The sequence below is a fragment of the Paracoccus sp. (in: a-proteobacteria) genome, assembly GCF_047973135.1.
Lineage (GTDB): Bacteria > Pseudomonadota > Alphaproteobacteria > Rhodobacterales > Rhodobacteraceae > Paracoccus.
Genome location: NZ_JBKEBL010000138.1, coordinates 1 through 24,330, shown reverse-complemented (window position 1 = coordinate 24,330; position 24,330 = coordinate 1). Strand labels below are relative to the sequence as shown.

25 protein-coding genes are annotated in these 24,330 nt (G+C 64.9%); 6 read left to right on the top strand and 19 right to left on the bottom strand.

The window, feature by feature from the left end; genetic code table 11:
• The 17 genes from ACK5L9_RS10685 to ACK5L9_RS10605 all read right to left on the bottom strand — a co-directional run.
• Nucleotides 1-955 (bottom strand): ATP-binding cassette domain-containing protein (locus tag ACK5L9_RS10685; protein WP_416911448.1); only part of this gene is annotated, 955 nt, incomplete at its 3' end.
• A 57-nt stretch (nucleotides 956-1,012) separates the two neighbouring features.
• Nucleotides 1,013-1,894: a sulfotransferase family protein gene (locus tag ACK5L9_RS10680; RefSeq protein ID WP_416911447.1), complete on the bottom strand. Its 882-nt coding sequence runs from the start codon at nucleotides 1,892-1,894 to the stop codon at nucleotides 1,013-1,015.
• Between the two features lie 9 nt (nucleotides 1,895-1,903).
• Entirely contained in the window at nucleotides 1,904-2,542 is a 639-nt protein-coding gene (locus ACK5L9_RS10675; RefSeq protein WP_416911446.1) for an MT-A70 family methyltransferase, read from the bottom strand.
• Nucleotides 2,526-3,137, bottom strand: coding sequence for a BglII/BstYI family type II restriction endonuclease (locus tag ACK5L9_RS10670; protein ID WP_416911445.1), 612 nt, complete (start codon nucleotides 3,135-3,137; stop codon nucleotides 2,526-2,528). Before ACK5L9_RS10670 ends, ACK5L9_RS10675 begins: the two co-directional genes overlap by 17 nt.
• Before the next feature lie 151 nt (nucleotides 3,138-3,288).
• Entirely contained in the window at nucleotides 3,289-3,954 is a 666-nt protein-coding gene (locus ACK5L9_RS10665; protein ID WP_416911444.1) for an aspartate/glutamate racemase family protein, read from the bottom strand.
• A 14-nt stretch (nucleotides 3,955-3,968) separates the two neighbouring features.
• On the bottom strand, nucleotides 3,969-4,727 hold the full coding sequence (locus ACK5L9_RS10660; RefSeq protein ID WP_416911443.1) for an aspartate/glutamate racemase family protein: 759 nt from the start codon (nucleotides 4,725-4,727) through the stop codon (nucleotides 3,969-3,971).
• Between the two features lie 24 nt (nucleotides 4,728-4,751).
• A complete protein-coding gene (locus ACK5L9_RS10655; protein ID WP_416911442.1) occupies nucleotides 4,752-6,155 on the bottom strand; it encodes an MmgE/PrpD family protein in 1,404 nt (467 codons plus the stop codon).
• Between the two features lie 12 nt (nucleotides 6,156-6,167).
• Complete coding sequence (locus ACK5L9_RS10650; RefSeq protein WP_416911441.1) at nucleotides 6,168-6,869, bottom strand: ABC transporter ATP-binding protein; 702 nt, start codon at nucleotides 6,867-6,869, stop codon at nucleotides 6,168-6,170.
• On the bottom strand, nucleotides 6,862-7,608 hold the full coding sequence (locus ACK5L9_RS10645; RefSeq protein ID WP_416911440.1) for an ABC transporter ATP-binding protein: 747 nt from the start codon (nucleotides 7,606-7,608) through the stop codon (nucleotides 6,862-6,864). Before ACK5L9_RS10645 ends, ACK5L9_RS10650 begins: the two co-directional genes overlap by 8 nt.
• Nucleotides 7,601-8,578 carry a branched-chain amino acid ABC transporter permease gene (locus ACK5L9_RS10640; protein WP_416911439.1) on the bottom strand — a complete coding sequence of 326 codons (978 nt, stop codon included), beginning with the start codon at nucleotides 8,576-8,578 and terminating at the stop codon, nucleotides 7,601-7,603. The genes ACK5L9_RS10645 and ACK5L9_RS10640 overlap by 8 nt, the downstream gene beginning before the upstream one ends.
• Nucleotides 8,575-9,447, bottom strand: coding sequence for a branched-chain amino acid ABC transporter permease (locus ACK5L9_RS10635; protein ID WP_416911438.1), 873 nt, complete (start codon nucleotides 9,445-9,447; stop codon nucleotides 8,575-8,577). Before ACK5L9_RS10635 ends, ACK5L9_RS10640 begins: the two co-directional genes overlap by 4 nt.
• 50 nt (nucleotides 9,448-9,497) lie before the next feature.
• Nucleotides 9,498-10,721, bottom strand: coding sequence for an ABC transporter substrate-binding protein (locus ACK5L9_RS10630; RefSeq protein WP_416911437.1), 1,224 nt, complete (start codon nucleotides 10,719-10,721; stop codon nucleotides 9,498-9,500).
• A 3-nt stretch (nucleotides 10,722-10,724) separates the two neighbouring features.
• Nucleotides 10,725-12,125 (bottom strand): FAD-dependent oxidoreductase, encoded by a 1,401-nt coding sequence (locus tag ACK5L9_RS10625; protein WP_416911436.1) that lies wholly within the window; start codon nucleotides 12,123-12,125, stop codon nucleotides 10,725-10,727.
• A gap of 1 nt (nucleotide 12,126) precedes the next feature.
• Nucleotides 12,127-12,987 (bottom strand): isocitrate lyase/PEP mutase family protein, encoded by an 861-nt coding sequence (locus tag ACK5L9_RS10620; protein ID WP_416911435.1) that lies wholly within the window; start codon nucleotides 12,985-12,987, stop codon nucleotides 12,127-12,129.
• Nucleotides 12,984-13,598, bottom strand: coding sequence for a cysteine hydrolase family protein (locus tag ACK5L9_RS10615; RefSeq protein WP_416911434.1), 615 nt, complete (start codon nucleotides 13,596-13,598; stop codon nucleotides 12,984-12,986). The genes ACK5L9_RS10620 and ACK5L9_RS10615 overlap by 4 nt, the downstream gene beginning before the upstream one ends.
• The gene (locus tag ACK5L9_RS10610; protein ID WP_416911433.1) at nucleotides 13,595-15,655 is read right to left on the bottom strand and encodes a hydantoinase/oxoprolinase family protein; all 2,061 of its coding nucleotides are present in this window, start codon (nucleotides 15,653-15,655) and stop codon (nucleotides 13,595-13,597) included. The genes ACK5L9_RS10615 and ACK5L9_RS10610 overlap by 4 nt, the downstream gene beginning before the upstream one ends.
• Nucleotides 15,652-17,343, bottom strand: a complete 1,692-nt coding sequence (locus tag ACK5L9_RS10605; RefSeq protein ID WP_416911432.1) for a hydantoinase B/oxoprolinase family protein — start codon at nucleotides 17,341-17,343, stop codon at nucleotides 15,652-15,654. The genes ACK5L9_RS10610 and ACK5L9_RS10605 overlap by 4 nt, the downstream gene beginning before the upstream one ends.
• A gap of 191 nt (nucleotides 17,344-17,534) precedes the next feature.
• Between ACK5L9_RS10605 and ACK5L9_RS10600 the strand changes: the two genes are divergently transcribed.
• From ACK5L9_RS10600 to leuD, 3 genes are read left to right on the top strand one after another with little or no spacing between them, the layout of a single operon-like run.
• Nucleotides 17,535-18,341 carry a GntR family transcriptional regulator gene (locus ACK5L9_RS10600; RefSeq protein ID WP_416911431.1) on the top strand — a complete coding sequence of 269 codons (807 nt, stop codon included), beginning with the start codon at nucleotides 17,535-17,537 and terminating at the stop codon, nucleotides 18,339-18,341.
• Nucleotides 18,342-18,349: 8 nt separating this feature from the next.
• Complete coding sequence (gene leuC / locus ACK5L9_RS10595) at nucleotides 18,350-19,735, top strand: 3-isopropylmalate dehydratase large subunit (RefSeq protein ID WP_416911430.1); 1,386 nt, start codon at nucleotides 18,350-18,352, stop codon at nucleotides 19,733-19,735.
• Nucleotides 19,732-20,325: a 3-isopropylmalate dehydratase small subunit gene (gene leuD, locus ACK5L9_RS10590; protein ID WP_416911429.1), complete on the top strand. Its 594-nt coding sequence runs from the start codon at nucleotides 19,732-19,734 to the stop codon at nucleotides 20,323-20,325. Before leuC ends, leuD begins: the two co-directional genes overlap by 4 nt.
• 189 nt (nucleotides 20,326-20,514) lie before the next feature.
• Here leuD and dmeF read toward each other — a convergent pair whose 3' ends face one another.
• Nucleotides 20,515-21,474 carry a CDF family Co(II)/Ni(II) efflux transporter DmeF gene (gene dmeF, locus ACK5L9_RS10585; protein ID WP_416911428.1) on the bottom strand — a complete coding sequence of 320 codons (960 nt, stop codon included), beginning with the start codon at nucleotides 21,472-21,474 and terminating at the stop codon, nucleotides 20,515-20,517.
• Complete coding sequence (locus tag ACK5L9_RS10580) at nucleotides 21,471-21,743, bottom strand: metal/formaldehyde-sensitive transcriptional repressor (RefSeq protein WP_416911427.1); 273 nt, start codon at nucleotides 21,741-21,743, stop codon at nucleotides 21,471-21,473. Before ACK5L9_RS10580 ends, dmeF begins: the two co-directional genes overlap by 4 nt.
• A 241-nt stretch (nucleotides 21,744-21,984) precedes the next feature.
• Between ACK5L9_RS10580 and ACK5L9_RS10575 the strand changes: the two genes are divergently transcribed.
• The 3 genes from ACK5L9_RS10575 (at nucleotide 21,985) to ACK5L9_RS10565 (ending at nucleotide 23,569) form a co-directional block, all read left to right on the top strand.
• A complete protein-coding gene (locus tag ACK5L9_RS10575; RefSeq protein ID WP_416911426.1) occupies nucleotides 21,985-22,389 on the top strand; it encodes a hypothetical protein in 405 nt (134 codons plus the stop codon).
• A gap of 313 nt (nucleotides 22,390-22,702) precedes the next feature.
• Nucleotides 22,703-22,936: a DUF1289 domain-containing protein gene (locus ACK5L9_RS10570; protein ID WP_416911425.1), complete on the top strand. Its 234-nt coding sequence runs from the start codon at nucleotides 22,703-22,705 to the stop codon at nucleotides 22,934-22,936.
• 102 nt (nucleotides 22,937-23,038) lie between these two features.
• The gene (locus tag ACK5L9_RS10565) at nucleotides 23,039-23,569 is read left to right on the top strand and encodes a hypothetical protein (RefSeq protein WP_416911424.1); all 531 of its coding nucleotides are present in this window, start codon (nucleotides 23,039-23,041) and stop codon (nucleotides 23,567-23,569) included.
• Nucleotides 23,570-24,330 lie beyond the last annotated feature (761 nt).

The following is a 24,330-nucleotide window of genomic DNA, read 5'->3' as shown; positions in this document are numbered from 1 at the left end:
CCTTGTTGCCCAGCCTTTCACCGTTCGGGATGATGATCTGGGCACGGGTCAGTTTCTCGCGCTCGGACTGGCTGGCCATTTCGTTATAGGCGTTGATCCGGGCCTTTTGCTTGGCCTGACGCGCCTTGGCCCCGGCGCGGATCCATTCCAGTTCGCGTTCCAGCGTCTTCTGCTTGGCCTTGTCCTCGCGCGCCTCTTGTGCGATCCGCTTGGCCTTTTGTTCCAGCCATGCGGAATAGTTCCCCTCGTAGGGGATGCCGCGGCCGCGATCCAGTTCCAGGATCCAGCCGGTGATGTCGTCCAGGAAATAGCGGTCATGGGTGACGATCAGGATCGTTCCCTTGTATTCGATCAGGTGCTTTTGCAGCCAGGCGATGGTTTCCGCGTCCAGATGGTTGGTCGGTTCGTCCAAGAGCAGCATGTCGGGTGCCTCAAGCAGCAGCTTGCACATCGCGACGCGGCGGCGCTCGCCGCCTGACAGCGTCTCGACATCGGCATCGTCAGAGGGGCAGCGCAGTGCCTCCATCGCGACATCGATCTGGCTGTCCAGATCCCACAGGTTTTCGGCGTCAATCTCGTCCTGCAACTTCGCCATTTCCTCGGCGGTTTCGTCGCTGTAATTCATCGCCAGCTCGTTATAGCGGTCCAGCTTGGCCTTTTTCGCGGCGACGCCCAGCATGACATTGTCGCGCACGTTCAGGCTGGCATCCAGTTGCGGTTCCTGCGGCAGATAGCCGACGGTCGCACCCTTGGCCGCCCATGCCTCGCCAGAGAAATCCTTGTCCAGCCCGGCCATGACGCGCAGCAGGGTCGATTTCCCCGCGCCGTTGACACCCACGACGCCGATCTTGACGCCGGGCAAAAAGTTCAGGCGGATGTTTTCGAACACCTTCTTGCCGCCGGGATAGGTCTTGGACACGCCATCCATGTGGTAGACGAACTGATAGGACGCCATCGAAAATCTCCTGCTTGGTTTCAGGCTGTTTAGGGGAAAGCGCGCGCGGGGGGAAGATCAGCGGATCCCGGCGACGAAATCCGCGCCCATTTCCGCAGTCAGGAACGCAACCTGCGGTTCAAGCCGCCGTTCCAGCGCCTCGGCGACCTGAGGCGGAGGGGTCAGGCCCGGCGGCGTGGCAAAGACCTTGCTGCGCATGTTGGAATAGACAAAGGGGCCGATGCCCAGATAATCCTCGACCCCGGCCAGCAGGTTCTCGGGGTCGCGGGCGATCCGGCCATAGGGCAGGATCAGCATGTCGGGATAGTGCCTGCGCCAGCGCGGCAGATAGGCGGCATAGTCGCCCCGGTCATACAGCACCGGGCTGTCCAGTTCGGCCAGCCATTCGGCCGTGGTCTGCGGATTGCGCTTTTCGCGGCGCAGGTTCATCCGCAATTGTGATATGGCCCGATCAACCGGGTGGCGAACCAGATAGACGATCTTTGCCTTTGGCAGGAAATTCGCCACATATTCGACGCCCTCATCGGGCAGGGTCGAATATTCGGGCGTGAAATCCATTGGCATGGCATGGGCCGGCGCGGGGGCAAAGACGCGCTTGTACCAATGGTTGTGGAACATCTTGCCCTTGGTCAGCCCGTCCAGATAGGCGTCCAGTTCCGGCGGCATCGGCAGGTTGCGCGCGGCATGGCGGTCACGGATTTCGCCGGGCTTGTTGCGGTAATGCCAGGCGATCCAGCGTTGATGTTCGGGGATGAAAAGCTGATTGAAATACTGGACCTCCTTGAAGGGCGGGATCCAGATGCGCGGATGCTGGCCCAGCATCTGCGCCAGCCATGACGTCCCCGATTTCTGCGCCCCGATGCACAGCGCGCCGGGCTTGCGCGGCTGGCCCTCGGGGTCGAAACCCGAACTGATGGTGATCATCGGAGCCAGCGCCACCACGCCCCCCTATTTGCGAAGCTTCACGATATTGCTTTGCGAATGGTTTGCATAGGTGGGCCAGTCGGGTTCGTAATCATCAGCCTGATTGCCCCAGACGGTCCAGCCCTTGCGCGGGCCGCGGGCAAACATTTCCAGACGCGGTCCCCAACTGCATGCTTCGATCAGGTCGTATTGTTCGTCCGGCTTGCGGCTGTGTTCGCGTTTCTGGGTGACAAGGATGTTTTCCTGCGACCGGCCCGGTGCCAGGGTCCGCACATCCGTGCCGCGCACGCCAAACAGCAGGATCTCGGTCACATTGCGGAAATAAAAGCCCACGCCGCGCCGGTCGGGTCCGCCATCCTTGCGGACCTTGTACCAGATCAGGTTGGACTTGTACTTGAAGCCCCAATGTTCTAGCACCTTCAGCCCCTCGGGCAGCAGGGCGTTGGGCACCCACAGATACAGATGCGCGCGCGGGGCGGCGATGGCCTCGACCGGCAGATCGCAGATCGCGTCCAGCATCATGGTGGGATAGCGGGTCAGCCGCTTGTGTTCGGGGGCCATTTTGCCGGTGCGGTTCTGGAACTGCCAGGGCGGGTCGGCCAGAATGGTGCCGAACCGGGTCGATCCGGCCGTTGCCAGAAGATCGTCAGCCGCGCTGGTCATTCCGCCCCTCGTCAAGATATAGTGCCTTGGTTATCCCGAATACCAATAGCGGACATCCCGCCCCGCCGCCACCTTCAATTCGCGGCAACAGCTTGGACATATGAGTCGTCGATTCACCATAAGACGATCCTCGCCCCAAATCCCTGAAAATCTGTTGCAGCTCGTCCGCGCGGGTCACGATCACACCCACGCTCAGCGCGCGCAGGTCGAACAGCAGGCGGAAATTGTTCAGATCGCGGTCATAGAACGGATCCTTGTTGTTCCATTCAATCTCCAGTCCGATGCCGTTCCTGAAGCAATCGACCTTATGCGTCGGGCTTTCGGTCAGCGCATCGTCAACCATGATCCCGGTACGGAACAGCCGCTCTCGCCAGCCGCGTTCGGCCAGCGCACCATCGATAAAAGCCGAAACGCGCGACTTGTTGCCCCCGCCCACCTCGATCCATTCGCGCCGCAGCCGGAACCGGGTCAGAACGTCGATGATGTCCTGCCATTCGTCGGGAAAGTCATGGGCCAGGATCGCGCTGGCATGCCGCCATTCATGCACCTCGTAATGGTCGCTGATGAAGGCAGGAAGGCGATTGCGCAGGGTCACGTTCCGGGTTTTCCTCGATATATGGCAGTCTCGGCGTCACGCCCGAAAATGGTGCGAACGGTTCAGAAACAGCCCGGACGTCATCACGGTTGAGACCCCAGGGTGCATTCTTTCCGGCACAATCTCAAGTGGATGATCCTGCCAGCCGGGGTCAGCCGCCCTGCGCCGCCGCCGCCAGCACCGCGATCATGCCGGGACGGGCCAGTTGCGGGGCGGGATAGCTGTTCTTGCTATGCGCAAGACCCAGGCCCAGAAACCCCAGACAAAGCTGCACCGACAGCGCGGCCGGGTCGATGACCGGGCGGGCAAGGGCGCGGTGAAGGTCCGCCCGCTCATCCGCGCTGAACGGACCGGCCAGCACGAAGGCATCCGGCTCGGGGCCGGCGGCCTCGTTCAGATGGGCAAGCGGGGCGTCACCGGCCACTGTCAACAACCCCGAGCATTGCCCCGACAGGCCAAGCTCTCGCATCTGTTTTTTCATGCGAAAGGCGACATTCTCGCGGGAAATCAGCGCGAACCTGTCACCCAGGGTCAGCGCGTACAGCATGGCCGAGCGCCCGGCAGGCACCACCGGGATCGACAGGACCGAGCGCAGCGCCGCAGCCCCGAAATCGGTCGCATCCGCAAGGCAGACCGCGTCGAACCCGTCATGTTCCGCCCGCTGCCCTGCTGCCAGAACCGCCAGATCGGCCAGCGGCCAGCAGGCCGGGCTGCCCGGATCCCCGCGCGATCCCACGGGCGCGACATGGCAAATCTCGGCCTCGGCCCCGCCGGGGCCGGAATAGGGACTGTCGGAAATCAGCAGGATTCGGGTCATCCGCATATTCTCTTTCACAAAGCTTCAGCGGCATCTGCAAGCCGGTGCATGACATTCGACGCATTTCCCGCGGGCATGGGAAAGGCCTGTCGGGCGTGCCGCTGATCCAGCGCGATTGCGGTCGCGGCCATGCGATAGGTCAGCGGACCGGGGTTAATCACCGGAACCGGCAGATGCCGCGCCAGATAGCCATGCGCCTCGTGCATGGTGGTCGATCCCAGAATGATCACATCCGCGCCGTCCTGTTCGACGCAGGCCATCGCTGCCTCGCGCAACAGAGGAAACACCTCATCCTCCTTTCCCGCCAGCAGTGACTGGTTGTCCGGCGTCAGCCCGGCAGCCCGGATCGAGGCGCAACGGCTGCCAAGCCCCAGCTCAGCCAGCGTCTTGGCATAAAGATGCCGCCATTTGTCCCACATCGCCACAATCGAGAAGCGTTCCCCCAGCATCAGCGCGGCCAGCATCGTGTGGCGACCAGGGCCGATCACCGGAATATCCAGAACCGACCGCAGCGCCGTGACACCGGAATCGCTCATCGTGTCGATGCAGACGGCGTCAAAGCCCTGTGCCTGCGCCTCCAGCCCTGCCTCAAGAATGCCCAGGTCGGCCAGAACCGAATCCTGCTGGCTGACATAGCCGGTAGGCGCAAATCGCACCGGGCGGAACTGGAAATCGATCCCCGGTCCAAGCCGTACCGAGGCAAGCTGCGCCTTGCGCCGCGCCAGATTTTCCGCCCCCATCGGAAAGGGCACAATCACCAGAACCTTTGCCATTGCTTGCTCTTTCAGTTTTGCGTTTCACCGATCCGGAACCGGGGGCGCGGACAGGGCGACGCAAAGGCTGTCCGGCGTCTCGCCATCTCCAAGCCTTTCGATCACGTTACGGACACGCTGCGCGCCTGCGGTTCCCCAGACCGGCCCGGCCAGCGCCATGAACTTGTCGGCAACCTCTTGCGGCGAATAAGGGTCAGCCGCGTCGCCGCGATTGGTCAGGGTTTCCCCCGACAGGATACGACCATCCACAAGACGGATCACCACCCTTGCGGGGCGTTTGCCGGGCAGCATGGCAGTATAGTCAGGATTTTCAGCAACCTTGACAAGCCGCGAAAGCCGAACAATCCGTTCATCCCGCAAGGCGGGTGCGCGGAAAGCCGCCACCGATGCCTCGCCATGAACAAGCATCGTCGCGATCGCGAAGGGAACCGAGAATTTTGCCCCCAGCATCGTCACGGGTTCGGGCGCGTCAAGCTGCGCGGCCATGGCATAGCTTTCGACCTCGACCGCCGCGATCAGGGCAGGGTCAGGACAACCGTGATCGCGGATCAGCCCTGCGACAACGTCAAGCGCGCCATGCACGAAACGGCAGGCGGCATGGCGCTTGAAGTAATTGCGCCGGATTTCCCATTGCCAGCCCAGATCGCGGGTCATCACGGCGGCATCGAACCCGCTGGCCAGAACCGAGGAATAGACGGTTCGCACCCCGTCGATTTCACCGGCAAAGCCCGCGCGCACCAGATCCCATGCATAAAGCCCGTTCCGTGCCGCCAGCCCGGCATAGGCATTGCGGACTGTGGCCCCCTCCAGCATGCTGCGCAGGCTGCTGGCGACGCCCATTGACGCAGCGATGTTGAAGCACCCGGCAAATTCGGCCGCCGTTGCGCCTTCGGCCGCACCTGCCGCCACCGCCGCGCCGATCACGCCCCAGGTGCCATGCGGATGCAGCCCGTCGCGCAGCCGGGCCGAGGCACCGACGCGGGCACAGGCCTCGTATCCCAGAACAAAGGCGCGCAGAAAACCGTGGCCGGTCAGCGCGCTGCCCCCGGCACCGGACAGCAGCGCGGGCAGGACATGGATGCCGGGATGGCCGCGCGCGAAGGAATTGCCCTCGTCCAGTTCCAGCGCCGTGCCCGCCGTGCCGTTCAGGAAAGCCGCGTCGCCGCCATGCAGACGTAGCCCGGCGCCGACGGCGATCCCCCGTCCTTGCCCCGCCCCCGGCAGCCTTGACAGCCTGCGGGCCAGCGCAAGGTTTTCGGGTTCCTGCATGCCTGCGGCGATTGCACCGATGCAATCCAGAAGGACCAGCCGGGCCTGTGCATCCAGCGCGGGATCGGCGCGCGCAAGGTTGAAACCGGCGGCGAAATCCGCCCATTCGCTCAGCCAGACGGGCGGCGGTTCGGCCAGCATCACAGAGGCGGGGGTCATCGTCATCGTCAGCTAAAGCCCCAGATAAGAGCGCCGGAGATCGGCATTGCCCGAGATTTCCGCCGCCGTCCCGCTGATCGTGACGACGCCATCCTCGACGATGAACACCCGGCTTGCGACCTCCAGCGATTGCACGACATTCTGTTCCACCAGCATGATCGTCATCCCCGCGCCGTTCAGATCGCGGATCAGGGCGAACATTTCCTCGACCAGCAGCGGCGACAGGCCAAGCGAGGGCTCGTCCAGGATCAGCAATTCCGGCTCGGCCATCATGCCGCGCCCGATCGCCAGCATCTGTTGTTCCCCGCCCGACAGCGTGCCTGCGGGCTGGGTGATGCGTTCGTGCAGGCGCGGGAACCTGTTCAGCACAGCCTCAAGATTGCGGGCGCGGTTGGGCTTGCCGCGACGGTAACTGCCCATTTCCAGATTTTCGCGGACATCCAGATTGGGAAAGATCCGCCGCCCCTCGGGGACATGGATCAGGCCCCTGTCCACGATGGCCTCGGGCGACAGTCCGGTGATCGCCTCGCCCTTGAAGGTGACCTCGCCGCTCCAGACGGGCAGGACGCCGGACAGAACCTTGTTGGTCGTGGTCTTGCCAACCCCGTTCGATCCCAGAACCGCCACGATCTCGCCCGTGCTGACCGACAGGCTGAGGCCGCGCAGAACCTCGACCCCGCGATAGCCCGACCGCAGTTCCGTTATGTCAAGCATCGCCCGCCGCCTCCGCATTCATCCGCTGTGCCGCACCATGACCCAGATAGGCCTCGATCACATGTTCATCGGTGCTGACCTGCGCCGGGGTTCCGCTGGCGATCATCTTGCCCTGCGACAGGACATAGACGAATGCGCACAGGTTCATGACCGCCTGCATCACATGTTCGATCATCAGGATCGTCACGCCCTGATCCCGGATCGCGCGGATTACCGGCACGATGTCGCGCAGCTCTGACGGGTTCAGACCGGCCAGAACCTCGTCCAGCAGCAACAGCCTGGGTTCGGTCGCGATGGCACGGGCCAGTTCCAGCCGCTTGCGCCCTGATACGGTCAGCTCGGATGCCTGCCGGTCCAGCATATGCGACAGTCCGACCTGTTCGGCCACCGCATCCGCCCTTGCATGGGCATCCGCCGCATGGGGATGCCGCAGATAGGCCCCGACGGCGATGTTTTCGCGCACGTTCAGGCCCGAAAACGGCTGGACGATCTGAAAGGTCCGCGCAATGCCCAGCCGCGCGCGCTGATGCGCCCTGAGGCCGGTGACGTCCTGACCGTCAAACCGGATCTGCCCCTCGGTCGGGGTCTGGAACCCGGCGATCATGGTGAACAGGGTGGTCTTGCCCGCCCCGTTCGGACCTATCAATCCCACGATCTGCCCCTGACCGACCGACATCGAGGCATCGTCCACCGCGACCAGCCCGCTGAACCGCTTGGTGACATGTTCGACCTCAAGCATGGCTGGCCCCCGCGGATTTGTTCGTCGCCGCGCGGTGCCAGAGCCGCCCGGCCAGCCCAAGCGCGCCGCCCGGCGCAAACCACACGACCACGACCAGCACGACCCCATAGATCGCCAGATCGACCCCCGGCGCGGCATTCGCGAAATGCTTGGTCAGCTCTCCCAGGCCGTGCAGGGTGAATGCGCCGATCAGCGCGCCCATGCCGCGCCCGCCGACCATTGCCGCCAGCAGCGCCTCGACCGAGATCCAGACACCGTAGCCGATGCCCGCGTCGATGAACAGAAAGTACTGAAGGTACAGGCACCCCGCCGCAGCCGTCATCGCCCCCGAAAGGGTGATCGCCTTGAGCTTGACATCCAGCGCATCGACGCCAAGCGCCATGGCCGCGTCCTCGTTCTCGCGGACTGCCAGCATATAGGCGCCAAAGCGCGAATTGACCAGCGCGCGGGTGATCAGCAGCGCGGCGGCCAGAAAGGCCAGCGCCAGCCACAGGAATGCCGCCCGGCTGGAAAACTGCATGTTCCACAGGCCCACATCCAGCGGCATCAGCAGCCCCGCCGCGCCGCCCGTGACACCAAGAGCATTGGCCAGAATCCGCAGTACCTCGGCAAAGGCCAGCGTGACCAGCGCGAAATACGACCCGCGCAGACCGGCCCGGAAGGACAGAAAGCCGATGACCCAGCCCACGCCAGCGCCCGCCGCGATGGCGATCAGCGTCGCCGCCCAGGCATTGACCCCGAAACCGGTCTGAAGGATCGCCGAGACATAGGCCCCGGTCCCGAAGAATGCCGCATGGCCGAAGGAAAACTGCCCGGCAAAACCGCCCAGCAGGTTCCAGCCCTGCGCGGCAATGGCGATGATCAGGGTGAACACAACGAAATTCAGCACCGAGTTCGACTGCACCAGCAGCGGCAGCGCCGCGATGGCCGCAAGCGCGGCGATGATGGGAAGATAGCCGCGTCCGGTCATGCCTTTGCTCCGAACAACCCGGTCGGCCGGAACAGCAGGACCAGGATGAAGATGATGAAGATACCGATCTGTCCAAGACTGTCGCCCAGAAACAGGCCGCACAGGCTTTCGACCACGCCGATGATCAGCCCGCCCAGCAGCGCGCCGGGGATCGACCCCATGCCGCCCAGTACCACAATGGTAAAGGCGACCAGCACAAAGACCCCGCCGACATGCGGATTGACATAAAAGACCGGCATCAGCAGGCAGGCCGCGATGGCCGTCGTCGCCGCGCCAAGGCCGAATGTCACCGAGAAGATATGTTTCACGTCGATACCCATCAGGCTGGCCCCAAGCTGTTCCTTCGCGACCGCGCGGATCGCCTTGCCGGTATCGGTCCGGGCCAGCAGCACCCACAGCAGGCCAGTGACGACAAGCGCCGCGGCAAAGCCGTAAAGTCGCGCCTTGGACAGCAGCAGCGGCCCCATCTCGACTACCTCGAACGCAAGGTCTGACGGGATCGAGCGGGTGTCGGACTGAAACAGGGCCAGCAGCACGTTTTCGATGATGATCGACAGGCCAAGCGTGACCAGCAGAAAGTTCCCGTCCTCGCCATGGCTGGCCGGGCCGATCACAAAACGCTGCGTGGCATAGCCAAGCCCGTAAAAGACCGCCGCCAGAGGCAGGATCAGCAGATAGGGGCTGACCCCAAGCGCCGAGACCCCCAGCCAGACCGCGAACATGGCAGCGGTCAGAAAGGCACCATGGGCGAAATTGATGATGTGCAGAACGCCGTAAACCAGCGTCAGGCCCAATGCGATCAGGGCATAGACCGCACCTGTCAGCAGACCGTTCAGCATGGCCTCGGCAATGATGGGGATGGGATACATCGCGTGCTCCTGCGTGTCGGGGCGGGGCGGGGCCGCCGCCCTGCACGGATTTAGGCGTTTGCCGGGAAACGGGGTTCGGCGTTGGCAAACTCCTCGGGGTGAACCACCTTGATCCCGCCGTCCTGAACCTGAGTCGAGACCGGCGCCGCGCCCATATTCTGCCCGTTCTCGAACCGGGTCAGGCCATAGGGCATCAGATGGCCGTCAAAGGTCGAGGCCGTGATCGCCTCGATCAGCGCGCCGCGATCGGCCGAACCCGCGCGTTCCAGCGCGTCGGCAACCAGCATGATGTTCGAATAGTTCAGCGGCGTGTTATAGTTCCATGTCCCGCCGCCCGCCTCGATCCGCTGCATCAGTTCGGCATTCTTCGGATTGTTCGGGTTCTGCCAGTGATTCACATCCATGATGCCCTCGGCCGCCTGCGGGTATTCGCTGACAAAGCGCCGGTTCGAGGCCGCGCCGTTCAGAACCGCATAGACCGCCTTGGGCCGGACGCGCTGTTGCTGCATGGTGCGCGCCAGCAGCACCGTTTCGCCGAAATAGGTGCTGGGAATGATCAGATCGGGCCTGGCCGAGCGCAGTTTCAGCACCACATTCGACAGATCGCGCGACGGGGTGGGCACGGGCAGGCGCTCGATGATCTCGAACCCGTGCTGTGGCAGTTCCTGTTCCATCAGATCGGCAAGGCCCGACCCGAACAGCCCGTCCTCGTGGACCAGCGCGACGGATTTGGTCGGCTTGCCCGCCGCGTCGTTGATCTGCACAAGGTTCCGGATCGCCGCCGCCGTGCAGATGGAAAAGCCGGGGGCAAAGCGAAAGGTGTTCTTCAGCCCCCGCTGAGTGATCTTGTCCGACACGCCGACATCGACCATGTAGGCCAGATCATAGCGCGCCGCCGCCTGCGACGCGGCCAGACAGATCGGGCTGGCAAAACCGCCGACAATGGCCGCCACCCCGGCGGATTGCATGTTCTCGACCTCTTGCACGCCGGCATCGGGGCTGGATTGCGCATCGCCAAAGACCATTTCCAGCCGGGCACCGCCCAACGACCTGATCCCGCCTGCGGCATTCACGTCCGCGATGGCCATTTCCGCGCCCTGACGGCCATATTCTCCGTCCAGCGCCAGCGCCCCCGTCACCGGCTGCAACACGCCGATGCGGATCGGCGCGGGTTCGGCCCCGCGCAGGATCGAGGGCGCGGCCATCGCCGCTGCCGTGACCGCCGCACCCTTCAGCGCCGTGCGGCGGCTGATCGCGTGAACCTGTCTGGTCATGTCCTATACTCCCTTGTTGATCTGATTTTGTTGTCCTGAAATGTCCGTCGCCTGCCCGGCCAGAAAGCCCAGCACCACGGCCGCCAGCAGCCCGTTGCCCGACAGATAACCGTCATCGCCATCACCCGAGACGCCGCAGGCCGCACCACCGGCGGCGCAGAGATTTGGAAAGGGCCTGCCCGCCCGGTCCAGCACCCTCGCCCGGTCATCGACCCGCAGCCCGCCCTGCGTGTGAAACAGCGCCCCCGTGACCCGGACACCGCAAAGCGGAGGGGTCAGCCGGGGCTTGCCCGCAAAGTCGCGCCCGAAATCGTCGATGCCCAGTGACAATCCGGCCAGCGTCGCATCCAGCGCATCGGCGGGCAGACCCAGCAGTCCGGCCAGCGCCTGCGCATCCGGGGCGGTCCGTACGGCACCCTGCGCCTCGGCGTTACGGAAATCCTCGAACTGGCGGGCAATCGCGGCGATGCGCGCATCAAAGATCGCCCATGCCACGCCACCGGGCTGCGCCAGAACCTGCCGCGCGGCCTCGGAATAGCCCCGGCTTTCGTTCCAGAACCGCTGCGCCGAGGCATTCACCTGAATGCCGCCTTCGGACATCGTGGCCCAGGTGATCAGGATGCCATGGGGATGCGCCACATTGCCATGGCCCTGAAAGGCCCCCAGATGGCACAGATCGGCCCCCAGCGCCGCGCCCCAATCCAGCGCGTCGCCGGTATTGCCATCATGCCCGAACCACAGCCCCGCTGCGATGTCCGGCAGATATTCGGCGACCTTGGCGCGATTGCCGCCAAAGCCGTTGCAGGCCAGAACGACCCGCCCCGCCCCGACCGTTTCCCGCCCGCCATCGGGCCGCAGAAAGCCCGCCCCGGCGATCCGGTCGCCATCGGCATAAAGCACATCCACCTGCGCCGAGGTCACGATGTCGATCTGCAACGCCTCGCATCGCTGGCGCAGCGCATCCTGAAGATCGCGGCCCGACCGGCCCGGCAGGCCGTGCATGCGGCGGAGCGAATGGCCGGGATAGTCGAACCCGTCCACCACCGAAAACGGCAGGTCATGCGCCTGACACAGCCAGTCGATCACGCGGGCCGAATGTCCGGTCAGGGCGGCCACCAGCGCAGGATCGTTCCGGTGATGCGCCTTGCGCTGAATATCGGCGGCGAACCGGGCCGCGTCGTCGTCGATGCCCGCCGCCCGTTGCAGTGCCGTACCCGCCGCCGGGATCAGCCCCGCCGACAGCGCAGTCGAGCCCTGCGGAACCGTATCGCGTTCCAGCACCAGCACCTGCTGGCCCGCCTGCCGCGCGGCCAGCGCCGCCACCAGACCCGCCGCACCGGCACCGATGACCAGCGTCTCGACGCCAAAGGCAAAATCCGGTGCAGAGCGGTCTATGCGGCCCATGTCACCTCTCTTCGTAGCTGTGGCCAAGCGCCAGCATGGCGGGCGTGCCGATCACCCCGTTCAGCCCGTCGAAATCGAACATCCGGTCCCTGAAGGGCGCATTGCTGCCATGACGGCCAAGGCTGGCATAGTAATCTTGCGCTGTCCGGGCCAGGGCGCGGACGATACCGCCCGGAAAGATCACGATGGAAAAGCCCACGGCCTCAAGATCTGCGGCGGACTGGATCGGAGTCGCGCCGCCCTCGACCATGTTCGCCAGCAAAGGCACCCTGCCGCCGAATTGCCGGACCGTCGCCTGCATCTGCGCCATCGAGCGCGGCGCCTCGATGAACAGGATGTCGGCCCCCGCAGCGACATAGCGTTCGGCACGTTCGCAGGCGGCCCCGAAACCCTCGACGGCGATGGCGTCGGTACGGGCGATGATCAGCGTGCCGTCGCTGGCGCGCGCATCGGCCATCGCCCTGATCTTGCCGACCATCTCGGCTGCGCCGATCAGCGATTTGTCGGACAGGTGGCCGCAGCGTTTCGGAAAGGTCTGATCCTCGACCTGAAGCGCGGTTGCCCCCGCGCGCTCATAGATGCGCATCGTCCGGGCGGCGTTCAGTGCATTGCCAAAGCCGGTATCGGCGTCGATGATCACCGGCAGGTCGGTCCGGTCGCGGATCAGCATCATCGTATCCGCCATTTCCGACATGGTGCTAAGCCCGATATCCGGCCGCCCCAGCCGGGTATAGGCCACCGCCGCGCCGGAAAGATACAGCAGCTCGAACCCCGCCTCGGTGGCGATACTCGCCGTCAGCCCGTCATAGACGCCGGGAGCGATGGCGATCCGGTCCTGTTTCAGTCTGTCGCGCAGGCTCATGACAGATCACCGGTCAGGCGCAGCATGTCGGCGCAGCTTGTGACCCGCGATACCGTTCCCAGCGAGATCAGCGTCGCCTCGTGCACATCGTCCCGGAAGGCCGCGCAGCCATCGGACAGCAGGATCGTCCCGATTCCGCGCAGATGGGCATCGCGCACCGTGCTGGCGACACCGCCATTGGTCACGATCCCGCCGACGATCAGCGTGTCGATCCCCGTCGCCTTTAGGATATGGTCCAGGCGGGTCTGATAAAAGGCGGAATAGGCGACCTTTTCCACCATGAAATCAGCCTGTGGCAGGTCATCGACCAGATCATGCCCAAAGCTGCCGGGTTCGAAATCGCCCGCGCCCAGAAACGGGCGCAATTCCTTGAGATGGGGGGCGATCAGCGGTTCGCCTCCGCGGCGGGGAATCAGCGTGAACTGGGCCGAGACAAAGATGCCCCCCTGCGCGCGCAGCCCCTGAATTATCGGGGCGATACGGGCGGGCAGCGCAGCGATGGCCGGGGCTGTCTGCCCCGCCCGGCCATAGGCGCCCTGCGGATGCAGAAAGTCGTTTTGCAGGTCGATCGTCAGCACCGCGCTGCGTTCCGGGGCAAAATCGTGCTTCATGTTCTGGCCTCGATAATGACATTGCCAAAGGTATCGACGGTGCCGGTCAGCGACGGCTCTATCAGGATGGTGGTGTCGGGCTGTTCCAGAACGGCAGGCCCCCGGATGACCGCGCCGACCGGCAGATCCAGCCGCGCATAGACCCGCGTGTCATGCCAGGCATCGCCGAAATGCACCCGCCGCGTGGATTTCAGCGCCGCCGAGGCATCGCCCGTGGCCGTCGGCGCAAGGCTGGACAGGTCGAATTTCGGGCGCACACCGATCACCGCCGTGCGCAGGTTCATCACCCTCCGGGTTCCGCCCGCCAGCAGCCGACCATAGATCGCCTGATAGGCCGTGTCGAAGGCTTGGGCGATGTCGGCGCGGGTGACGGGGGCGGCCTTGCCATCCCGGATCGCGACGGTCAGGGGCACGGGCACCGTATGGGTCTGCCCGACATAGGCCATGTCCAGCTCGAACCGGGCCTCGCGCCGGTCGAAATTGCAGCCCGAGGCCACAAGCAGCGCCATACCCCTGTCGAAATGATCCTGCATCAGCGCGGCAAGCGCGATCTCATCCACCTCGTCGGTCAGGGTGTTGACGGTCTGGACGAAATCCTGCCGCATATCGGCGATGACGCAGCCCATGGCGCTGGTCACACCCGGATAGCGCGGCACGATGGCCCGCCCGATACCCACATCGGCCAGCATCGCGCCCGCATGCAGCGCGCCGCCGCCGCCAAAGGGCATGAAGGCAAAGCGGCCCGGATCCAGCCCGCGTTCGATGCTGACCAGCCTGATCGCACCCGCCATGCGGCTGTTGGCGACACGCAGGATCGCCTCGGCTGCGGCAACGGTATCCAGCGCAAGCGGCTGACCGACATGCAGGTCGATGGCCCGCGCCGCAGCATCCACATCCAGCCGGTCCAGCGCGCCAATGGGGCTGTTGGCGTCGATGCGGCCCAGAACCACATTGGCATCGGTCACGGTGGGCCGGTCATTGCCGCGCCCATAGGCCACCGGACCGGGATCGCTGCCTGCGCTTTCGGGGCCGATATTCAGCATTCCGCCCTTGTCCACCCAGGCAATCGAGCCGCCCCCCGCGCTGATCGTCTGGATCTCGATCATGGGCGAGCGGATGACCATCCCGAAATCGATCGAGGTTTCCGCCGCCAGCATGGTCTGCCCGCCCGAAATCAGCGACACGTCAAAGCTGGTACCGCCGACATCGCCGGTGATCACATCGTCAAAGCCCGCGCATTGCGCGATATAGCCCGCCGCGATCACCCCCGCCGCCGGGCCGGACAGCGCCGTGCGCGCCGGCAGGCGGCAGGCGACATCGACATCCATCACCCCGCCATTCGACTGGACGATCATGAATTCGCCGCCAAAGCCATCCCCCGCCAGCGCCTTTTGCAGGCGGCGCAGATAGCCCGCGACTTCGGGTTGCAGGCAGGCATTCAGCGCGGTGGTGGAAAAACGTTCAAATTCCCTGATTTCAGGCAGGATTTCCGATGAGCAGGACACATGCGGACTGGGCCATATGTCACGCAGCGCCTGAACTGCCACGGCCTCGTTCGCGGGGTTGGCATAGGCATTCGCGAACAGCACCGCCACGGCCAGACAACCCCGGTCCAGCAATTCGCGACCTGCCGCGACAATGGCAGAGGGATCGACCGGTTCCAGAATTGTACCATCGGCCAGCGTCCGTTCGGCCACCTCCAGCCGCAGGTCGCGGGGCACCACGGGTTCGAAATCGCCGCGCAACCCCCAGGTGCGCGGCCGGTCGCGACGGCGCATCTCCAGCACGTCGCGCAGCCCGGCGGTGGTGATAACGCCGATCCGCGCGCCCTTGCGTTCCAGCAGCGCGTTGGTGCCCGCCGTGGTGCCGTGAACCACCGCCGAGACCTGCGCCGGATCGTCCGTCACCTCTGCGATGCCGCGCAGAAAACCGCCGGACTGGTCCGGTCGGGTGGTGGGAACCTTGGCAACGCGGGCCTGTCCGGTCGCCTCGTCCAGCATGAAAATGTCGGTAAAGGTACCGCCGACATCGACTCCGATCATCCGGCTGCGGCTCATGCCCCGGCCCCCTTCCAAGCAGGACCATAGGCCGCCGTCGCCGCATCCGCGCTGACATAACCAAGCGCCACGTCACGCGCCACCGCTGCGGGGCTGCGATCCGCCGCCGCGCCAAAGCCGCCGCCGCCCGGTGTTTCCAGACGCACCGACTGGCCGCGCCGCAAGCGGATGCCACGCATCTTGGACAGCATGGGCGGGCGATGCCAGCCGTCATCCTGCTGATAGGAAAACACGTTCAGGGCGGCGGGCTGACCCCCGGCCACACCCTGAGGCGCATGACGGCCACGTTCGCCGAACAGGAACGCCTCGGCCTTTTCCTCAAGTAGTTCAATCTGATAGATTGCACCCAGCCCACCCCGATGCGCGCCCGCACCTGCGCTGTCGGGGCGCAGCGCCCATTGCCGGAACAGGACCGGATAGGCCGCCTCAAGGATTTCCAGTGGCGGGATCGTCGCGGTCGAGATCGGCGCATTGCCGTGGTTCAGCCCGTCGCTTTCCCCCGAGCCGCCATGCCCCCCGCCGAAAAAGCTGAACATCACCCAAGGCTTGCCATTCGCGCGCATGCCCGTGATCGACAGCGCATTGATCGTGCCATAGGCATTCGCAACCGCCCGTTCCGGCGCGGCCTGCCCCGCCGCCGCGAAAATCACGTCGATCATGCGCAGGATGGTTTCCGTGTACCCCCCTGTCGGCGCCGGAAAGCTGGCCGCCAGCAGCGAGCCCTCGGGGATGGTCACGTCGATCTGCCGCATCACCCCGGCATTCGCGGGCAGCGCCGGGAACATGTGCTTGATCGCGACATAGACCGTCGCAACCGCCGTCGGCAACGCGATATTGACCGGACCGGCGACAGCGGGCGCGGTGCCGGTGAAATCCAGCGACATCCGCCCGCCGCTGACCTCCAGCGCGACGCGGACCGGCAGCGGCTGGTCCGAGATGCCGTCATTGTCCAGAAAATCCTCGGCCTGCCAGCGGCCATCGGGCAAAGTTTCGATCTCGGCCCGCGCCAGCGCCTGCGCCCGGTCGCCAAGCGCATCCAGCGCCGCGCGCACCGTATCGGCACCATATTCGTCCAGCAGCGCATTCAGCCTTCGCACGCCCAGATCCAGCGCGCCAAGCTGGCCGTTCAGATCGCCCGTGGCCGATTGCGGCATCCTTGTGTTGCGCATGATGATGTCGATCACATCGGTCTGCACCACTCCTGCGCGCACCAGCCGGACTGGAGGCAGCACGAATGCCTCTTGAAACACATCGGTCGCGGCGGGGTTATAGTTTCCGGGCACATTGCCGCCGACATCGTGCCAATGCCCGACACTGGCCAGATGGCAGAACAGCTTGCCGCGATGGAAACATGGCCGCACCAGCCGCATGTCCGACAGATGCGTGCCGCCGATATGGGCATCGTTGAAGATATAGACATCGCCATCGTTCAGCCCGCCATTCGCGGCGGCCTTGTCGATCACCGCCTTGACCGCAAAGGCCATGACGCCGACAAAGATCGGCAGCCCCGACTTGCCCTGAATCAGCGTATCGCCGGTTTCCGCGTGATAAAGGCCGTGACTGGCGTCATGCGCCTCGGCGATGATCGGATTGAAGGCCGAGCGGAACAGCGTTGCGTCCATCTCGTCCGCGATCTGTTCCATCCGGCCCGTCAGGACCGCCAGGGTGATGGGGTCGATCTTGTTCATGCGTTGCCTTTCACGGCGGCCGCGCCAGCAGGCACCGGCCGCATCCTGTGGTTCCCGAACATTGTGAAGCCTCTCCTCCGCCTCAAAATCTGTTCTATAAAAGATACATCTTTTCGGCAATAAAAAATATGTGTTATGTGTCGGGCGACAAGCCTATACTCGGCTGACTGTGCAACGGGACGCTGAAAGACATGACCGAACAGGCGCGGACCCTTATGCCGGCTGGCGCGGACCTGCCCGAGGGCGGCAAGGCTCGGCGGGTTTATTTGCTGCTGCGCGACGAAATCGCGGGCGGGCAGCGTCCGGCGGGCAGCGCGCTGCCAAGCGAACAGCAATTGTCGCGGATGCATGGCGTGTCGCGCGTCACCATCCGGCGCGCGCTGGATGCGCTGGTGGCGAACGGGCTGATCCGCAAGAAAGTCGGTTCGGGCTCGGTTGTATGCGAGACGACGCCGACGATCACCGGCGATCTCAGCACGCTGATCACGCATATCGTCTCGATGGGGCGCGGAACCGAGGCGCGGCTGATGTCTTTCGCCTATCAGCCCGCCCCGCCCGCCGTCGCCGAGGCGATGAACCTTGCCCCCGGCGCAATGGTGCAGCACGCCGTGCGCATCCGGCTGGCCGAGGGTGAGCCGTTTTCACATCTGACGACCTATGTGCCCGAACAGATCGCCCGCAACTATTCCGAGGCGGAACTGGCGGGCGCGCCGATGTTCGCCCTGCTGGAACGCAGCGGCGCAAGGATCGAATCGGCGCGGCAATGGGTATCCGCCGTGCTTGCCTCGCCCGAGGTGGCCGGGATGATGCAGATTGCCGTCGGTTCGGCCCTGCTGTCGCTGACGCGGGTCATTCACGACGCGGATGGCAAGGGGGTCGAGTATCTGTCCGCTCTGTACCGGCCAGACCGGTTCCGGCTGGAAATGGCGCTGAACCGGGTTGGGAACAGCGGCAGAAAATCATGGCAGCCGGTCGTCGCAGGCGGGTTATCCCCATGAGCCGCACGATGCTGGACAAAATCTGGACGCGGCACGAAATTCTGACGGCGGAAAACGGCGCCTCGTTGCTGTGGGTGGACCGGCATCTGGTGCATGAGGGCTCGCATCATGCCTTTCGCAAGCTTGCCGGACGTGCCCTGCCCGTCGCGCGCCCCGACCTGACCTTTGCGGTGGTCGATCACTATGCCCCAACGCGCGGACGCGACCGGTTGGCGGGCACCGTACAGGGCCGGATGATCGACACGCTGCGCGACAATGCGGGCCGCCACGGGCTGCGCCTTTTTGACCTGAACGATCCGCGACAGGGCATTGTCCATGTGATCGGCCCGGAACAGGGGTTGACCCTGCCCGGCCTGCTGATCAATTGCGGCGACAGCCACACCTCGACCCATGGCGCATTCGGCGCGCTGGCCTTTGGCATCGGCGCGACCGAGGTGGCGCATGTCCTGGCAACCCAGACCATCTGGCAGGACAGGCCGAAAACCATGCGCATCACCATCGACGGCAGGCCCGGCCCCGGCGTCGGGGCCAAGGACTTTGCACTTGGCTGGATCGCCCGACTGGGGGCCGACGGCGCGCGGGGGCATGCGGTGGAATATGCCGGCGCAGCGGTGCGCGCCCTGTCGATGGAGGGGCGGATGACCCTGTGCAACCTGACGATCGAAGGCGGCGGCAGGCTGGGCATGGTTGCGCCCGATGACAGGACGCTGGCCTATCTGAAGGGCCGGCCCCATGCGCCGCAGGCCGACTGGAGCCGTCTGGCGGACAAGTGGCTGTCTCTGGCAAGCGACCGTGACGCGCAATTCAACACCGAGTTCACACTGGACGCCACCAGCCTTGCGCCGGTCGTCACCTGGGGCACCAGCCCCGAGGATGCGCTGCCCATCGACGCCACGATCCCCGACCCGGCCCGCGCCGCGCCCGGCAAGGCCGACCATATCCGCGACGCGCTGGATTACATGGGGCTGACACCGGGCTGCCCGCTTCAGGGGATACCCGTCGATCAGGTCTTTATCGGTTCCTGCACCAACGCAAGGATCGAGGATCTGCGCGCCGCCGCCGCCATTCTTGCGGGACGCAAGGCGCGAATCAGAGGGATGGTCTCGCCCGGATCGGGGCTGGTCAGGGCGCAGGCCGAGGACGAGGGGCTGGACCGGCTCTTTCGCGAGGCCGGGCTGGACTGGGTCGCACCGGGCTGTTCGATGTGCGTGGCCATGAACGGCGATTCCGCACCGCCGGGATCGCGCGTCGCCTCGACCACCAACCGTAATTTCAAGGGCCGCCAGGGCCGGGGCGTGCGCACCCATCTGATGTCGCCCGCCATGGCCGCCGCCGCCGCCATAACCGGGACGCTGACCGATATGCGCCCGTTTTTGCAGGGCCGCCACCCATGACTGGCTGGACCACGCATGCGGGCCGCGCCGCCGGGCTGGCGCTGGAAAGCATCGACACGGATCAACTGATTCCCGCGCGCTTCATGGCAACTCCACGCGATCAGGGCTATGGCCGCTTTCTACTGCATGACATGCGCTTTGGTGCCGATGGCCGCCCGCGGCCCACGCCGCTGCGCGACGATACCAGCGTACTTGTCGCCCGCCGCAATTTCGGCAGCGGGTCATCGCGCGAGGCGGCGGTCTATGCGCTGGTCGATTACGGCATCCGCGCGGTCATCGCGCCCGGTTTCGGCGACATCTTCGCCTCGAACGCGGTGAATAACGGCCTGCTGCCCGCGCGCATCCCCGACACAGCGGTCGAGGCGATGCTGGCCCGCCTTGCCGATGCAGATGCCGAGGCGCGGATCGACCTGACCGCCGGAACGCTGCGTGTCGCCGGGATCGAGGCGCGCTTTGACCTGCCCGAAAGCTGGAAGGTCAAGCTGATCAACGGCTGGGACGATATCGACCTGACCCTGCAACACCGCGACCGGATCGCCGCGTTCGCACGCAGCTATCAGGACGATCCCGCCCACCGCCCCGAGAACTGATATAGCCGGACGCTCTGAAGGTGATCATGTTGTCTGGCACAACCTTCTGATCTGACGCAGATGCTGCGCAGATTTTGTCATCAAAATCAGCTTCCGTCAGCCATACCGACAGTCTTGAAGGCTGCCCCGCAGCAACGCCAGCAGCAGCAATATCCGCGCCTCCGGCCTTCGAAATCGGGGCCGCCGGTATCAGGCGCGTATTTCGTCGCGGGTCAGGGCGTCCGGGGACGGCTTCACCGGTTCGACCTCGACCGTGATGTGGGACAGGCCGGAAAGGTGGTTCAGGCGGGTCTTGTAGCACGAAGGCAGCCGGGGGCTGGACGATGCGATGGCAATGATGGCAGCGCTGTGGCCGGGGCCTACCTGCCAGACATGCAGGTCGGTGATCCGGTCGTCGGGCGTCTCTATCGCCTGCCGGATCGCGGTCTCCAGCCCCTGCCCTTCCGGCAGCCTGTCCAGCAGCACGCCACCCGCATCCCGCATCAGCCCCCAGGACCAGCGCGAGATGACCAGCGCACCAACCACGCCCATGATTGGATCTGCCCGGTTCCATCCATAGGCCCATCCCAGCAGCAGCGCCGCGATCGCCAGAACCGACGTCAGTGCATCGGCCAGCACATGCAGATAGGCCGCACGCAGGTTGTTATCATGCCCGTGGTCATGCGCGTGGTCATGCCCGTGATGGTGGTGGTCGGCGTGGTCGTCGCGCAGCAGCCACGCGCAGATCAGGTTGACGGCCAGCCCCAGCACCGCGACCATGATCGCCTGACCAAAGCTGATCGGCACCGGATCCGCAAAGCGCATCAGGCTTTCCCAGCCGATCAGCAGCGCAATCAGGGCCAGCGCCACCGCACTGGCGAATCCGGCCAGATCGCCCAGTTTCCCGGTCCCGAAGGTAAAGCGCCGGTCCCGCGCGTAGCGGCGCGCATAGCCATAGGCCAGCGCCGCAATCAGCATGGCACCCGCATGAGTGGACATGTGCCAGCCATCGGCGATCAGCGCCATGGAACCGAATATGTGGCCCGCGCCGATCTCGGCCACCATCATCGCGGCGGTCAGGGCGATCACCAGCCAGACCCGGCGCTCGTTCCGGTCCTGATCCCTGCCCAGAAAGACGTGGTCATGCCCCGTCACCGCTGCATCATTCATTTCAGATAACTCCGCAAAATTTCGATCATTTCATCCGCGCCATGCCGGCGCTCGGCCTCGGATGCCGCTTCGACGACATGTTCGCGCAGATGATCCTCCATCACTTCGCGGGTCAGCCCGTTCATTGCGCCACGGATCGAGGCAAGCTGGCGCAATATCTCGGCGCAGCCGGTTTCCGCGTCCAGCGCGCGCTCGACCCCCTCAAGCTGGCCCTTGATCCGCCTGATCCGGGCGATCAGCGGAGTTTTGTCGCGAATGGTGTGGGTCATTCTGGCCTGCTTCGGTCACATATAGCAGGGGGGACTATATGGAAACCGGGAACGGAGTCAAAGCTTCATGACATCGCCGGACGAACGGATCACATGACCGCGCCGCTTGTCGGGGCGGCCCGGTCGGGACAGGAATCAGATGGACCGTGTTGCATAAGTCCTTTCCGAGGCGTAGCCATTTGGTCGTTTTGACAACAGGGCCATGGGATGCCTTTCAAATACAATACGGCGCGGCGGGATCGTGACCTTCTGCCTGACCACCGAGCATGTCGGGGATCCCGCCGCTCTGCCCGATCTTCTGGCCGATGTCATCGCTCCGGTGCGCCGCTTCATCGCCGACGGCACCTGTGATGGCACGCAACCACCGCGACGGTCCGGCAGGCCCCGGGACCGGATGTCAAACTTCCCGCCACCGAAGACCGCTGTCCCGACCGATTGCGAGCTGCGCAACGCCCGGATCGACATGATCGCCGGGCATGGCCACGGATCACGCGGCGAGGCCCGGATCGGGCGCTTCAAGCAGGTCATCGGACCGAACCTGCGCGGCCGCAAACTGGAGACCCAGACCACCGAAACCAAAATCGCCACCCGCGCCCTGAACCGCATGAACCACCTTGGGCGCGTGGTCCATGAGCGTGTCGCATGACGATCAGGGGAAAAGGGGCCGGTGCGAGCAGAACTTTGTTCGTGCAACACGGTCGCTTGGCAGCTTGTTGGGGCGCTGACCAGAAGCAGCGGGCCAATTGGGTTGCCTTCACATCGTTCAGCGAATCGTGGCCGGGGGTGCAAAACACCCCGGCAATGGTGCCGCAGGCAATCGGGCCCGCTACGGCCCCGGCGCCTGATCCCGGCGAAATCGTCAGCCTCTTCCAGGGGCTCCCTCTCCGCTTCTGGCAATCACCGGGCAGCGACCGCGCTGCTGCTTGCAACGGATCGTGGCCGCATCTACGCTGTTGCCAATGACAAAGCACCGCGCCATTCCCCCGCATCAACCCGCCAGCCCCTGCGTCAATATCTGTGTGATGGACCCGACCAGCGGGGTCTGTACGGGTTGCTTACGTACGCTGGACGAAATTGCCGCGTGGGGCAGCCTGTCGCCTGATCAGCGAAGCGCGATCATGGAGGAACTGCCGACCCGCCGTTTGGGGATCGGGCCGGGCGAGGCGCGACCTGCCCGCACGCCCGGCGGCTGACACGCCCCTCCCCCGGCGCAGGATCGGCGCAGGATCGGCGCGGGTTTGACAAAGTCGCTCTGCCAGTCCAGTTGCAGTCGCGACACTGACAGGAACCCTATTGTGCCGCAGGATCTTCTTTCAGACGATTGCGCCCGCTGCGCGGCCCTGTGCTGCATGGCCCTTGCCTTCGACGAGGGCCCGTCCTTCGCGATAGGCAAACCGGCGGGAACCCCCTGCCGCCATCTGGGCGCGGACCATGGCTGCGCCATCCACCAGCACCGCCGCACCGCCGGTTTCAGCGGTTGTATCGGCTATAGTTGCAATGGCGCAGGCCAGAGGGTGACGCAAGAGTGCTTTGGCGGAAGGTCGTGGCGCGATGCGCCCGAACTGGCCGTGCCGATGATCGAGGCTTTTCAGCGCGCCCGCCGCATCCATGACTGGTTGCTGCTCTTGCGCGAGGCCCGGAAATTGCCGCTGACCGCAGATCAGCAGGCCGGGGCGCAGCGGCTGGAAACTGCCCTGACCCCCGATGCCGGAATTGGCGAAAGCTGGCTGGCGGAAACGGCAACGGGGGCGATGGAAAGGCAGGTCACGAGTTTTCTGACCTCGCTGAAAGAGACTGCCCGCGCCCGGATGCCCAAGGGGGCCTGACGGCGGCGGGGGGTCCGGGGGGCGCAGCGCCCCCGGCCATCGCGGGACGCAAATCAACCGGCGGTGCCGTGCCGAAAAGACCTGCCGCATTACACGGAACGGGGTAAATATTGCTCACAACCCGTGTCATACCAACGGCCCTATTCATTGACCTTTTCCCGGTCTCTTGATGTGATCGAGTTGATTGTGCCGGGGCAGTTGGCGAAGGAGTTCCATGCGTCGCAACATTTGCCGACGATATCGTCGTAGCCGTCGAAGACGGTGATCGCCAGTTTGTTGGATCGGAGACAGGCCGTTGCAGACGCCTGTAGGTCGGGACGGGTTTCACAGGTGATCCGCGTTCGCTGGCGATATGGCTCAGGTTCACCGTCCGCGCACCGATCGTGATCAGCAGTGTCAGCGTCTCCAGCCGGCTCTTGCTCAGATCAATATGCGGCGATAGTTTTTCGCTGAGGGCAGCGCTGAATTTCGTGATCATCTGACAATCCTGTTCGCAAGGCAGAATCCGTCAGAAAATCACAACGCGATGCCCTCAACCACCCTAGTCCTTCAACTCATCTGATTTGACACTTTCCGGATTTTCTGAATCCCTGCCCCGGAACAGGTTTCAGGAGGGTATTGGGATGGGCGAAGGTGGGCTTCGGGTTAGATATGTTGTTCGGCTTGATGCTGACGAGCGGGCGCGGCTGGAGAGGATGATCGGCAAGGGCCGGGATGCGGCCTATCGGCTTCTGAAGGCGCGGATCCTGCTGAAGGCGGAT